Below are 13423 nucleotides of genomic sequence, written 5' to 3'. Positions count from 1 at the left end.
ATACATGGATCGGGCGGCGCGGATCGTGCCGCCGGATCGGTCAGACGTGCGTTCGACGCAGCCGGTCGGTATCATACAGCGAGGTCGTTGCTTGGGTCCCCATCGCGCCAACCTCACGCTCGCCCATTCCGCCGATCGGGAGCCGGCCTTGGTCAACGCGCCCGTCGCGATCATCGACATCGGTTCGAACTCGGTCCGCCTCGTGGCCTATGACGGCCTGAGCCGGGCGCCGACGCCGCTCTACAACGAGAAGGTCCTGTGCGGGCTGGGCCGCAACGTCCTCACCACCGGCCGCCTCAACGACGAGGCGGTGCGCCGGGCGCTGGCCGCACTCGCGCGCTTCCGCGTGCTCTGCGAGACGATGCGGGTCGGGCGCCTCTTCGTGCTCGCCACCGCGGCTGCCCGCGACGCCTCGAACGGCCCCGCCTTCCTCGAGGCGGCGGAAGCCGCCTGCGGCACCCGCATCGAGCTCCTGTCCGGCCGGCGCGAGGCCGAGCTGTCGGCGCTCGGCGTGGTGTCGGGCTTCCATGCGCCGGACGGCGTGGTCGGCGACCTCGGCGGCGGCTCGCTGGAACTCGTGGACGTGCGCGGCGCGGTGGTCGGGCAGGGCGTGACGATGCCGCTCGGCGGGCTTGCGCTGCAGGACCTCTCGGGCGGCTCCCTGAAGAAGGCCGGCAAGATCGTGCGCGAGCACATGAAGAAGGCCGCGCCGCAGCTGGAGACGCTCCGCGGGCGCACCTTCTACGCCGTCGGCGGCACCTGGCGGGCGCTCGCCCGCCTGCATCAGGCCGCGCGTCAATATCCCGTCCACGTGATGCATGGCTACACTGTCGAGCCGACTGACGAGCTGAGCTTCCTTCAGGTGGTCGAGCAATCCGACGCGGCGACGCTGCAGGACGTCGAGGCGATTTCGGAAGCGCGCCGCCCGCTGCTCGCCTACGGGGCCGTGGTGCTGGAGGAGATCATCCGCGTCGGCCGGCCGCGCGAGGTCGCGATTTCGGCCTCGGGGGTGCGCGAGGGCCTGCTCTACGAGCAAGTCGACCGCGACACCCGCGCGCTCGATCCGCTGCTCGCCTCCTGCGCCGAGCTGAACCAGCTTCGCGCGCGCTCGCCGCGCCACGCAGACGAGCTGATCGCCTGGACCGACCGGTTCGTGGCGGCGCTCGACGGACCGGAGACCGCCGACGAGCGCCGGCTGCGGCATGCCGCCTGCCTCCTGTCCGACATCGGCTGGCGGGCGCATCCCGACTACCGCGGCGAGCAGAGCATCGCGATCATCCAGAACGCGGCCTTCGTCGGCATCGACCATCCCGGCCGCGGCTTCCTTGCCCTGGCGATCTACTTCCGCCACGAGGGCGTCGCCCCGGAGAAGGCCAACCCGATGCTGCGTGCGCTCGCTGGGCCGCGCCTGTTCGAGCGGGCCCGCCTCATCGGCGCCCTGCTGCGGGTCGCGTTCCCGATGACCGCCGGGATGGAGGGCGCCCTGCGCCGCATGCCGCTCACGATCGAGGACGGCCGCGTCATACTGAGTCTGCCGCCCGAGTGGGACGCTTTGAATGGCGACCGCCTGCTCAACCGCGTCCGCGGCCTCGCCCGCATCGTTGGGCTCGAAGGGCGCGTCCGCGTCGGGTGACGCGCCGGTAGATGCGCGGGGTGAGCGCCGAGCAGCCGTTCAAACCGTTCGCTCGGCGAAGATCGCCTTCTTGACGATCGCGTGGACGCCCCAGTTGCCGTCCACCACCTGGGTGATGCCGAAATCGACTGCGATCGACATCAGCGAGATCGCCTCGTCCTCCGTCAGCCCCTTCGCGTGCATCAGGAACTGCCGCATCTTGCGGAAGGCGTCGCGCATGGCGAGGTCGATCGAGGATTTCTGGAAGATGGCTTCCTGCGCACCGGCGCCGAGGTCCTTGAGATAGTTCGGATAGCTGAAGCCAGAGAGGACCCACTCGTCCCTGGTCTCGATCATCGGAAAGTCGAGGCTTTCGAGGGCGGTGCCGGCGAGGTCCTGCTTCTTGTGCAGCACGAACTGGAACGTGCCGGTCAGCGAGCACTCGATCGCGGTGCCGCAGAGTTCGGAATCGCCCTGGCTCGCATGCGGGTCGCCGACTGAGAACAGCGCACCCGGCACGGCGACCGGATAGTACATCGTCGCGCCCTTGCCGATGCGCCAGTTGTCGATGTTGCCGCCGGTGTAGCTCGGTGGAATCGAGTTCACCATGTCGGCTTCCGCCGGCGCCAAACCCATTGTGCCGAAATGCGGCCGGATCGGCACGCGGATGCCCTTCAGAACATCGAAGTTCCGGTCGGTCTTGGTGTGATCGACCAGCAGGCCTGGATAGTCGATCGTCGGATGCGCGATTCCGTTCGGATCGGTCACGCCCGGCCAGCGAAAGCTGTAGACGGCCTTCGCCCAATCGCGCGTCCCGGTCACGTCGACCTCGTAGATGGTCACGACCTCGCGCGGCTTTTCGCCCGTCAGAAGGTCCTTGTAGTGGTAGCCCCACCAGGCGGCGGCGTTGCTTCCGAAGGCGAGGCCCTTGAACTTCGGGTTGGCGCAAGGGCCCGGCGTGACGTCGAGGATGCGGACCTCCAACACGTCGCCGGGCTCCGCGCCGCGGATCGCCACCGGGCCGGTGCAGATGTGGACGCCGAGGCCGCCGCCGGGACCGAGCTTGGCATCGTCGGGGCCTGCGCCACGCCGCGCGACGCCCTTCTTGTCCTTGGTCTAGAGGTAGACGCTCTCGGCGCCCGGATCGCCCTGGATCATCCACTCGGAATCGTCGCTGGCCTGGTGCGTCAGCGTCTCGATCGTAACGAAATCGCCCGACGCGATCTCGACCTGCGGTTTCAGGTTCTTGCTGAAATAGCCCCAATGCACCGTGTCGGCGTTGGCCGGCAGCATCTGGTGCGTCGCCTGCCGCGGCCCGCGGCCCGCACTGGTCTGAGCGAGGGCCGGCGTGACCAGCGACAGGCCACCGGCGGCAAGGGCGACCGCGCCGCCCGTCGCGACGAACCCGCTCTTTAGGAAGGCGCGGCGTTCGGGCGCGAGATCCCCGAGGAAGCGGCGGCGATGCTCGGCGAACGCCGCGCAGTTCGGATCGTCACCCTGGCACATCGTCTCGGCCCACACGGTTTCGGTGGGACCGGACGATGCAAGGGGATTGCCAGGCTCGCGCCGGTTACTCCGAGATCATCCCAACGCCGGGCTCGGCCGAGTCGAGCTTCTGCTCGTCGCCCGCCTGCGCCTCCACCACCGCGGCGGTGGTGACGTTGACGATACCCCGCGCCGTCACCGACGGTGTGAGGATGTGGGCGGGCTTGGCCGGGCCGATCAGCAGCGGGCCGACGGGGAGGGCGTCGGCCAGCACCTTGGCGAACTGGTAGGCGATGTTGGCCGCATCCAGGTTCGGGAAGATCAGCACGTTGGCCGCGCCCTTCAGCGGCGAGCCGGGCAGCACCCGGTCGCGAACGATCTCCGAGAGGGCGGAATCCGCCTGCATCTCGCCGTCGACCTGGAGGTCGGGCGCGCGCTCGTGGATCAGACCGAGGGCGGCCCGCATCTTCATCGCCGAGGGCGTGTCGGACTGACCGAAGTCGGAATGGCTCAGCAGCGCGATCTTGGGGGTGATGCCGAAGCGCGTGACGTGCCCGGCGCAGGCGACGGCGAGCTCGGCGATCTCCTCGGCGCTCGGGTCCTGGCGCACATGCGTGTCGGCGAGGAAGTAGGCGCCCTTCTTGGTAACGATCAGACTCATCGCGGCGCATTGCGTCACGCCGGGCAAGAGCCCGATGACGTCGCGGATGATGCGCAGGCGGGTCTCGAACCGGCCTTCCAGCCCGCAGATCAGCGCGTCGGCCTCGCCGCGGCGCACGGCGATGGCGCCGATGATCGTGGTGTTGGTGCGCACCAGCGTGCGGGCGGCGTCCGGCGTGATGCCCCGCCGGCCGGCGATGTCGAGGTAGGTCTGGACGTAGGAGCGGTAGCGCGGATCGTCCTCCGGATCGATCAGCTCGAAGTCGCGGCCCTCCTGGATCGACAGGCCGAAGCGCTTGAGCCGGGTCTCGACCACCCGCGGCCGGCCGACGAGGATCGGTTTTGCGACGCCGTCCTCGACAATGGCCTGGACCGCGCGCAGAACGCGCTCGTCCTCGCCCTCGGCGTAGATGACCCGCTTCGGGTTTTCCTTCGCCTTCGAGAACAGCGGCTTCATGATGAAGCCCGAGCGGTGCACGAACCGGTCGAGGGACTCGGCGTAGGCTGCGATGTCCTCGACCGGACGGCCGGCGACGCCGGAATCCATCGCCGCCTGCGCGACGGCCGGCGCGATGCGCAGAATCAGCCGCGGGTCGAAGGGGCTCGGGATCAGCGAGCGCGGCCCGAACGGGCGCGCCTCGCCGCCATAGGCGCGGGCGACCACGTCGGAGGGCGTCTCGCGGGCGAGCGCCGCGATCGCCTTCACGGCGGCCTTCTTCATCTCCTCGTTGATCGAGCGCGCGCCGACGTCGAGCGCGCCGCGGAAGATGTAGGGGAAGCACAGGACGTTGTTGACCTGGTTCGGGAAATCCGAGCGCCCGGTGCAGATCATCGCATCGGGGCGCTTCTCCTGCGCGAGGTCGGGCATGATCTCGGGATAGGGGTTGGCCAGCGCCATGATCAGCGGCTTCTCGGCCATCTTCTCGAGGTACTCGGGCTTGAGCACGCCCCCGGCCGAGAGGCCGATGAAAACGTCGGCGCCGGGGATCACCTCGGCCAGCGTCCGCGCCTCGGTCTCCTGCGCGTAGATGTCCTTCCACCGGTCCATCAGCTCGGTGCGACCCTTGTAGACCACGCCCTTGATGTCGGTGACCGTGATGTTCTCCCGCGTCGCGCCGAGCGAGACCAACAGGTTGAGGCAGGCCAGAGCCGCCGCGCCCGCGCCCGAGGTGACGATGCGGACGTCCGACAGCTGCTTGCCGGCGAGTTCCAGCGCGTTGAGGACGGCGGCCGCGACGATGATCGCTGTACCGTGCTGGTCGTCGTGGAAGACCGGGATGTTCATCCGAGCGCGGCACTGCTCCTCGACCTCGAAGCACTCCGGCGCCTTGATGTCCTCGAGGTTGATGCCGCCGAAGGTCGGCTCGAGCGAACACACGACATCGACGAGCTTGGCCACGTCGAGCTGGTCGACCTCGATATCGAACACGTCGATGCCGGCGAACTTCTTGAACAGGACGGCCTTGCCCTCCATCACCGGCTTGGACGCCAGCGGGCCGATGTTGCCGAGGCCGAGCACCGCGGTGCCGTTGGTGAGCACCGCCACGAGGTTCTGGCGGATCGTGAGGGTCGCGGCCTCCTGCGGGTCGGCGGCGATGGCCTCGCAGGCGGCGGCGACGCCGGGCGAATAGGCGAGCGCCAGGTCGCGCTGGTTGCCCAGCGGCTTCGTCGCCTGGATCTCGAGCTTTCCGGGCCGCGGAAGGCGGTGGTAGACGAGAGCCCCCGACTTGAGATCCTCGGACATGTTGTCGCCCATGGCCCATTCTCCCTCGATCAGGCGGGTGCGCCCTCCGGCATCGACCCCCTCCACATGAAGGCCCTGTTGCACCGGCTGCGCAGCGGGCGCAACCCGAACAACGAGACGCGAATCCACCTGGAAAAGCTGGTGCGCGCCTACGGATTCTCCATCGGTGCCTATTCCTACGGGCTGCCGAAGGTGCGTTTCGCCGAATCCGGCCGGAGGCTGACGATCGGCCGCTATTGTTCCATCGCCGACAAGGTCGAGATCCTGCTCGGCGGCGACCACCGGCTCGACTGGGCCTCGACCTATCCGTTCGCGGCGATGCGCGGGCTCTGGCCCGGGGCCGACGCGCCGGCCGACTACCACGCCTCGCGCGGGGACGTGTCGATCGGGCACGACGTCTGGCTCGGCTCAGGCTGCATGATCCTGTCGGGGGTCACGGTCGGCCACGGCGCGGTGGTGGCGGCACGCGCTGTCGTCGCCCGCGACGTGCCGCCCTACGCGGTCGTCGCCGGCAACCCGGCGCGGGTGGTGCGAACCCGCTTCGACGAGGCGACGGTCGCGGCCCTCGTCGCCTGCGCCTGGTGGGACCTGCCGCACGCCACGGTGGCGCGCCTGGTGCCGCTTCTCCAGAGCGGGCGCATCCCCGAGCTTGTCGAAGCCGCCCGCGCCGTTGCGCCGCCTGCCTGAATCCCTTACCCGCGGGCCGATCGTCTTCGCGAGGCCGTCCTCGCAAGCGCGCCCATTGCAAGTCTTCGCCGAAGGTCCGCCCGATGTCACAGACGCCCCCCGACCGCCTCGCCGTGAACCCGAACAGCCCGTTCTACGACGAGACCGTTCTGGAACGCGGCATCGGCATCCGCTTCAAGGGCGTCGAGAAGACCAACGTCGAGGAATATTGCGTCAGCGAGGGCTGGGTTCGGCTGAGCGCCGGCAAGACGCTCGACCGCGCCGGAAACCCGATGACGGTGAAGCTAAAGGGCCCGGTGGAGCCCTATTTCCGGGATGCCGCGCCCGAATCCGAAGCTGCCCCCGAGGCCTGAGCCTCCCGTCGGCCGCGCGCGAGGTCGAAGTCGCGCAACGTACCGGCCACCAGGGCCGCGACCTGCTCGGGGCTGCAGGCGTCGCGGACCACGAGGCTCGCGAGCACGTCGGTGCGGCGCTGCCGCTGCTTGGCCGTCCGGGCGTGGTTCGACAGTCGCAGGGCGAAGGCGCATCCTTCGCGCTGCAGGTACAGGCTGTCGCCGCGCTCGTTCCGCGCGACGACATGGAACCCGTGCTCGGCGAGCAGTCGGGCCGCGTGGTCGAGCGCTGCGAGCGGCGGGAGGCGACGCGGGGCCTGCCCGCTCACGGGCCCGCCGGCTCGATGGTGCCGAGCGTCCGCCGCCCCAGGGTCCGCGTCTTCAGCCGCAGCGCCGGGCGCTCGATCGCGTACCAGGAGGCCGCCGCCACGGGAAACGTGAGCGCCAGCGCCGGCAGCAGCAGCGGCAGCGCGGAGATTCCGGGCCAAAGCGCGTGCAGGCTCTGCTGCACCGGCCAGCCGTAAAGGTAGATTCCGTAGGACAGGTCGGCCTTCGGGTCGAAGACCTTGCGGGCGAGCCACGGCGACAGGCCGAGCCAAATCGTGCCGTAGCCTTCCGCGACGAACAGCAGCGCCCGGTAGAACGGCCCGTGTCGCACCAGGAGGCAGGCGAGGCCCAGGATCGCCACGGGCACCGCCGACAGGCGAACGACCTCCCGCGCGGTGTAGAGCGCCGCGCCGACGGCGAAGATCAGCGGCAGGCGCAGGGCCGTCTCGAGGCCCTTGGGCAGGTCGGGCCGCGTCGCGTCGGCGACGAGCAGCGCCAGCGCGAAGCCGGCGACGACGAGGGGCGCGATCCAGCGTGAACGCAACGCCCCGAGCAGCCCGGCGCCGACGACGCCGAGATAGCAGAGCACTTCGTATTTCAGGGTCCAGACCGTGCCGAGCGGGCTGCGATACGGGTTGTCGGTGAAGACGCCCGGCAGCGACGCGTTGCTTTTGAAGGTCGTCAGCGTGCCGCGGACGAAGCGCCAGACGCCGCCGTCGCGAAGGTACTCGACGAGGGGCAGCGTGCTCATCGCGGCGCCGAGCACGAGGGAGACGACCAGCGTCGCCGCGATGAGGCCGGGCAGGATGCGCAGGGTCCGCGAGATCAGGTAATCGACGAGGCCGCGCCGGTCGAAGCTCATCGCCACGAGGAAACCCGACACGGCGAAGAAGCCGTTCACGGCATGCTCGCCGAGGGTGAAGCCGGTCGCGCGCGCAAGCGGCTCGTCGAGGGCGTTGCCGCTGGTGACGCTGAAGGCGTGCGAGACCACTACCGCGACCGCCAGCACCAGGCGAAGCCCGGAGAAGCCGTTATGCGGGCGCGCCAATGCCTCGGCGACGGTCGGCGCGCGGCTCATTCGAGGCCCTCGCGAGCCAGCGCGGTGTGCCCCATGAGCGCGGCCCAGGCGCCGGCGGCCGATCCGCCGTAGCGCTCGAAGCCTGAGCGTCGCAGGATCAGCACGGACAGAAACGCCTTGAGAACGTTGGCGACGAGGCTAGGGAGGATGGGGTCGGCGAGACCGTATTTGCGGGCGACGTAGGCGCGCGACCACGCCTGGTGCCAGCGGGTGCGGAACACCCGTCCGCGCTCGGGCGCCGAGGAGCGCCCGCGCCCGTGCAGGACCTCGGCACCATGCACGTGGACGAGTGCTCGTCCCGCGTCGGCGACGCGGCGGCAGAGGTCGTCGTCCTCGTAGAACAGGAAGATCCGTTCGTCGAAGCCGCCGAGCGACAGGAAGAACCCGCGCTCGATCATCAGGCAGGCGCCGGACAGGAACGGCGCGCAGGCGTCGCCCGAGGGCAGGTCTCGGCGCCCACTCGGGTTGGTGAGGTAGGGCGCCAGCAACGAGCGCGGCTGGTAGAAGAACCGGCCGTCCGGCTCGACGATCCGCGGGGCGAAGAGCCCGGCTTCCGGCCAGCGTTCGGCGGCAGCGAGCAGGGCGTCGGCCGCGCCCGGCCGCAGGGTGACGTCGGGGTTGAGGATCAGGACGTAGCGGGCCTGCGCGGCGGCACGGATCCCGCGGGTGTTGGCGCGGCCGTAGCCCTCGTTGCGGCCATTGCGGACCACCTGTGCGCCGGCAGCCTCGGCGATCTCGACCGAGCGGTCGCGGCTGGCGTTGTCGACGACGATCGCCGGGACGTGCTCGGCCGCAAGCGCCGAGAGGCAGGCCGGCAGGGCCTCGGCGCTGTCATGCGCGACGACGACCGCGACGAGGCTCGCCACCTAGCGGGCTCCATGCAGGACGCGCGTCTCCCGCCCTCCTCTATGGGGGAGGGGGGAGGAAGACGCGCGGCGCGTCACGCCTTCTTCTCGGGCAGGTTCAGACGGATATGCAGCTCGCGGAGCTGCTTCGGCGTCGCCTCGGAGGGGGCGCCCATCATCAGGTCCTCGGCGCGCTGGTTCATCGGGAACAGCACGACCTCGCGGATGTTCGGCTCCTCGCAGAGCAGCATCACGATGCGATCGACACCCGGTGCGATGCCGCCGTGCGGCGGGGCGCCGAGGCGAAGCGCGTTGAGCATGCCGCCGAACTTGGCTTCGAGCACATCCTTGCCGTAGCCGGCGATGGCGAAGGCCTTCTCCATGATCTCGGGCTTGTGGTTCCGGATCGCGCCCGACGACAGCTCGATGCCGTTGCAGACGATGTCGTACTGGAACGCCTTGATGTCGAGGATCTTGGCGTCGTCGCCCTCGCCCAGCGCCAGGAAGGCGTCGTGGTCGAAGTTCGGCATCGAGAACGGGTTGTGGGAGAAATCGATGTGCTTCTCGTCCTCATTCCACTCGAACATCGGGAAGTCGGTGATCCAGCAGAACGCGAACTGGTCCTTGTCGGACAGGCCGAGGTCGTCGCCGATGCGGATGCGGGCCTTGCCGGCGAGCGCCGCCGCCTTGGCCTCGGTGCCGGCGGAGAAGAACACCGCGTCGCCGGCCTTCGTCCCGGTCTTCTCGGCGATCCGCGTCAGGATCGGTGCGGGGATGAACTTGGCGATCGGCCCCTTGCCGGCCAAGGCGCCGTCGACCTCCTCGAACACGACGTAGCCGAGGCCGGGCGCGCCCTCAGCGCGGGCGAAGTCGTTGAGCTTGTCGAAGAACGAGCGCGGCTGCGTCGCGGCGCCCGTGGCCGGGATCGCGCGGACCACGCCGCCGGACTTGATCACGCCCTTGAACGCCTTGAACTCCACCGCGTCGTCGGCGAACTCCTCCGTCACGTCGGCGATCAGCAGCGGATTGCGCAGGTCGGGCTTGTCGACGCCGTACTTGAGCATCGCGTCGGCGTAGGTGATGCGCGGGAACACGTCGGTGACGCGCTTTTCGCCGGCGAACTCCTTGAACACCCCGTGCAGCACCGGCTCCACCGCCTGGAACACGTCCTCCTGGGTGACGAAGCTCATCTCGATGTCGAGCTGGTAGAACTCGCCCGGCGAGCGGTCCGCGCGGGCGTCCTCGTCGCGGAAACAGGGTGCGATCTGGAAGTAGCGGTCGAAGCCGGCGATCATCGTCAGCTGCTTGAACTGCTGCGGCGCCTGCGGCAGCGCGTAGAACTTGCCCGGGTGCACGCGCGACGGCACGAGGTAGTCGCGGGCCCCCTCCGGCGACGATGCCGTCAGGATCGGGGTCTGGAACTCGAAGAACCCACCCTCGCGCATGCGCCGGCGGAGCGAATCGACGATGGCGCCGCGCTTCATGATGTTGGCGTGCAGCTTCTCCCGGCGCAGGTCGAGGAAGCGGTAACGGAGGCGGGTCTCCTCCGGGTATTCCAGGTCGCCGAAGACCGGCAGCGGCAGCTCGGCGGCCGCACCCAGCACCTCGAGCTCGTCGATGTAGACCTCGACCGCGCCGGTCGGCAGCTCGGGGTTCTCGGTGCCGGCCGGCCGGGTGCGGACGCGCCCGTCGAGGCGAACGACCCATTCCGAGCGCACGGCGTTCGCCGCCTTGAAGGCCGGCGAATCCGAATCGACCACGCACTGCGTCAGTCCGTAATGGTCGCGCAGGTCGATGAAGAGCACGCCGCCGTGGTCGCGGATGCGGTGGCACCAGCCGGAGAGACGGACCGACGCGCCGACGTCGGATGGGCGGAGCGCCCCGCAGGTATGGGTCCGGTAACGGTGCATCGCAAAACCTTGGGATTGAAGCGCGGCACCATTCACGCGAGGGGGGCGAAGTCAAGCAGTCGGGCGCGGGTCCGCTGCGGCTCGACGACGCGAAGCACTCGCGGCACGGATGCGTCCACGCGAAGGCAGCGGAAGATATCAAGAGAGTCGGTGCAAGAGTGTGGGCGCAAGAGAACGGATAAGCCGGCACCCGGCTCCCCTTTGCAAAAAACCTCCGATATAGCCGGAGGCATGGATCTGATCAGTACGACGCAGGCGCTCCGCGAAGCCTGCGACCGCCTCGCCGCGCAGAGCTTCGTCACCGTGGACACGGAGTTCATGCGTGAGACGACCTATTATCCCAAGCTCTGCCTGATCCAGATGGCGGCGCCGGACGGGACCGGCGTGCTGGTCGATCCTCTGGCCGAGGGCATCGACCTCCAGCCCTTCGTCGACCTGATGGCGGATGAAGGCGTGGTGAAGGTGTTCCACTCCGCCCGTCAGGACCTCGAGATCATCTGGCTGATGGGCGGGCTGCTGCCGCAGCCGTTCTTCGACACGCAGGTCGCGGCGATGGTCTGCGGCTACGGCGACTCGGTGTCCTACGAGCAGCTGGTCAACGACGTGGCCAAGGCCAAGATCGACAAGTCCTCGCGCTTCACGGACTGGTCGCGGCGACCGCTCTCCGACGCGCAGCTTTCCTACGCCCTGTCGGACGTAACCCATCTGGTGACGGTGTACGAGAAGCTCGTCGCCGACCTCGTCCGCGACGACCGCGGGCAGTGGCTCGACGAGGAGATGGCGGTGCTGACCTCGCACGACACCTACCGCGCCGACCCGGCCCAGGCCTGGCGCCGCCTGTCGGGCCGGATGCGCAAGCCCCGCGAGATCGCGGTGCTGATGGAGGTCGCCGCCTGGCGCGAGCGCGAGGCGCAGACGCGCAACGTGCCGCGCGGGCGCATCCTGAAGGACGAGGCGGTCATCGACGTCGCCACCTCGGCGCCCCGCAGCGTCGAGGCGCTCGGCCGCCTGCGCTCGATCCCGGCCGGCTTCGAGCGCTCGCGCACCGGCACGGACATCCTCGCGGCCGTCGAGCGCGGTTTCGCCCGCGACACGGCCGAGATCGCCTTGCCCGAGCGGGGGCGCGGCCGCAGCGGCGGCAACGGCGCGCTGGTCGAATTGCTCAAGGTGCTTCTGAAAGCCGTGTGCGAGACCGAGGGCGTCGCGCCCAAGATCATCGCCACGGTGGACGACCTCGAGGCGGTGGCCGACGACGACGACGCCGACGTGCCGCTGCTCCAGGGCTGGCGTCGCGAGTTGTTCGGCAGCAAGGCCCTCGACCTCAAGCACGGCCGCCTCGCGCTTTCAGCCGAGGGCGGGCGGATCGTCGTCCGGACGCTTACCTGAACCTTCGTCGCGCCCGGGCCCTTACGGCCAGCCTCCAGAGACATCGTAGCGCGACGTCATCGGCGAGCCCGTGACACGGGTCGAGGCCGGGACTAAACGGCAATGCCTTTGCCGAAACGTCCCAGGGCCGCACGTCGCATCCGATGCACGAACCCAACGAAGTCCTCCAGACGCTGACAGGGCGTGGCACCGTCTCGGCGGAGGGCTGCGGCACCGTCCGCGTTCGCTACCGAGTGGTCGTGGAGCGGCGAGACTCGACGGTGACCGCGCATGGCAGCCTGCACGGAAGCCATGCGGGCCTGCGTCCGATCTGGCTGACGCCCGACTCCACCCTTCGCCTGAAGACGGGACGGGCTTTGGCGATTTCCATCACCGACCTCGTCGGCGACACCGCGGAGTTCGAGAGTACTGGGCCGGTCGGGCCTCTTTGAGGGTCTAACCCGGTGTTGTGGCCAGGTGCGCGATGGTGGTGCCGGAGTCGGTGCAGCCCGGCACCCGATTCTCGCAGCCGAGGGAAGCATGAAAGTGCATTCGATCGCGCACCGATCGACGAGGATGCGGCGAGAGCGCGCAGAAACGGCAGAAAATCGTCAACCACACTGCTCGGTTCTTCGATCGGTAACCCGATACGGGTTTTGCGCTGCATCCGGCTCTCATGCAGGCGACAACACGGGATGGTGATGGAATGGGCAACGCACCGTGCGCTGGACGCATGAAAAACCGGGAGCTAGAAAAGATAGCCGCAGTGCGCGCATGTGTTTCGCTCTGAAAGCGAAGCAAAGCCTCGCACGAGCATCCGCCATTGTGCGATGCACAACGATATTTTGCGCTGCATCATCGGCCCAGCACTTCACGAGAGGGGTGCGGCGACTTGCGCACAACCCTATGGCCGACGGCACAACCGAGTTGACGACGCTCAAAAATCTCTTAGAGTTCGTTCAAGCTTCGGTTTCGAGGGGGCCGCCTCAGGGATGGCGGTCTCTGGCTCGACGACCCTAAAGGCGTAGATTTCCCGCCCGCTATCGAAGCATATCGATCCCTGTCGCAAAGAGTCAGGTCAGGTCTTCACGTCGCGATCTGCGTCGCGCCGCGTCGGCATCAAGACTTGTCGGAGGAACACACATGAGAGCGGTCCATCTTCTCGCCCTGGGCGCCAGCATGGCGGTTGCCAGCCCGGCGTTCGCGAACGAAGACCTGATGAAGCACCTGGCGAACCCCGCCGAGCAGGTTCTTCAGACGGTCGACTACGCCAACACGCGCTATTCCAAGCTCGACCAGATCAACGCCGGAAACGTCAAGAACCTCCAGGTCGCCTGGACCTTCTCGACCGGCGTGCTGCGCGGCCACGAGGGCTCGC

The 13423-nt window shown here is 69.0% G+C and carries 10 protein-coding genes and 2 pseudogenes; 6 read left to right on the top strand and 6 right to left on the bottom strand.

The genetic code is table 11. The annotated features are described in order from the left end of the window. The first annotated feature begins 91 nt into the window (after positions 1 to 91). The gene (gene ppx, locus FV234_RS15475) at positions 92 to 1633 is read left to right on the top strand and encodes an exopolyphosphatase (protein ID WP_147830254.1); all 1542 of its coding nucleotides are present in this window, start codon (positions 92 to 94) and stop codon (positions 1631 to 1633) included. A gap of 39 nt (positions 1634 to 1672) precedes the next feature. Here the strand turns inward: ppx and FV234_RS15470 are convergent. Both FV234_RS15470 and FV234_RS15465 read right to left on the bottom strand, forming a co-directional pair. Next, a pseudogene (locus tag FV234_RS15470) lies at positions 1673 to 3118 on the bottom strand (acetamidase/formamidase family protein). 64 nt (positions 3119 to 3182) lie between these two features. Then, a complete protein-coding gene (locus tag FV234_RS15465) occupies positions 3183 to 5513 on the bottom strand; it encodes an NADP-dependent malic enzyme (RefSeq protein ID WP_147830252.1) in 2331 nt (776 codons plus the stop codon). A 54-nt stretch (positions 5514 to 5567) separates the two neighbouring features. Between FV234_RS15465 and FV234_RS15460 the strand changes: the two genes are divergently transcribed. Next, on the top strand, positions 5568 to 6188 hold the full coding sequence (locus tag FV234_RS15460; protein ID WP_187273700.1) for a CatB-related O-acetyltransferase: 621 nt from the start codon (positions 5568 to 5570) through the stop codon (positions 6186 to 6188). A gap of 83 nt (positions 6189 to 6271) precedes the next feature. Continuing rightward, positions 6272 to 6541 (top strand): DUF3297 family protein, encoded by a 270-nt coding sequence (locus FV234_RS15455; RefSeq protein WP_147751207.1) that lies wholly within the window; start codon positions 6272 to 6274, stop codon positions 6539 to 6541. On the opposite strand, the gene FV234_RS15450 is transcribed toward FV234_RS15455, so the two are convergent. The 4 genes from FV234_RS15450 to aspS all read right to left on the bottom strand — a co-directional run bounded on the left by FV234_RS15450 (position 6493) and on the right by aspS (position 10680). Next, positions 6493 to 6849, bottom strand: coding sequence for a hypothetical protein (locus FV234_RS15450; RefSeq protein ID WP_147830250.1), 357 nt, complete (start codon positions 6847 to 6849; stop codon positions 6493 to 6495). The genes FV234_RS15455 and FV234_RS15450 overlap by 49 nt on opposite strands. Next, the gene (locus FV234_RS15445) at positions 6846 to 7925 is read right to left on the bottom strand and encodes an acyltransferase (RefSeq protein WP_147830247.1); all 1080 of its coding nucleotides are present in this window, start codon (positions 7923 to 7925) and stop codon (positions 6846 to 6848) included. The genes FV234_RS15450 and FV234_RS15445 overlap by 4 nt, the downstream gene beginning before the upstream one ends. Then, positions 7922 to 8791 (bottom strand): glycosyltransferase family 2 protein, encoded by an 870-nt coding sequence (locus tag FV234_RS15440; RefSeq protein ID WP_147830245.1) that lies wholly within the window; start codon positions 8789 to 8791, stop codon positions 7922 to 7924. The genes FV234_RS15445 and FV234_RS15440 overlap by 4 nt, the downstream gene beginning before the upstream one ends. Before the next feature lie 74 nt (positions 8792 to 8865). Then, the gene (aspS, locus tag FV234_RS15435) at positions 8866 to 10680 is read right to left on the bottom strand and encodes an aspartate--tRNA ligase (protein WP_147751211.1); all 1815 of its coding nucleotides are present in this window, start codon (positions 10678 to 10680) and stop codon (positions 8866 to 8868) included. Positions 10681 to 10911: 231 nt separating this feature from the next. Here aspS and rnd point away from each other — a divergent pair, with 231 nt between their 5' ends. The 3 genes and pseudogenes from rnd to FV234_RS15420 form a co-directional block, all read left to right on the top strand. Further along, the gene (rnd, locus tag FV234_RS15430) at positions 10912 to 12066 is read left to right on the top strand and encodes a ribonuclease D (protein ID WP_147830243.1); all 1155 of its coding nucleotides are present in this window, start codon (positions 10912 to 10914) and stop codon (positions 12064 to 12066) included. A 143-nt stretch (positions 12067 to 12209) separates the two neighbouring features. Beyond that, positions 12210 to 12497: a hypothetical protein gene (locus tag FV234_RS15425; protein WP_147751213.1), complete on the top strand. Its 288-nt coding sequence runs from the start codon at positions 12210 to 12212 to the stop codon at positions 12495 to 12497. Between the two features lie 691 nt (positions 12498 to 13188). Further along, positions 13189 to 13423: pseudogene (locus tag FV234_RS15420) on the top strand (PQQ-dependent dehydrogenase, methanol/ethanol family); the annotation flags it as partial.

Source organism: Methylobacterium sp. WL8 (genome assembly GCF_008040045.1).
In the GTDB taxonomy this organism is placed as follows: domain Bacteria; phylum Pseudomonadota; class Alphaproteobacteria; order Rhizobiales; family Beijerinckiaceae; genus Methylobacterium; species Methylobacterium cerastii.
The sequence above is the reverse complement of the archived record's forward strand: the minus strand, read 5'-3'. Positions and strand labels throughout refer to the sequence as shown.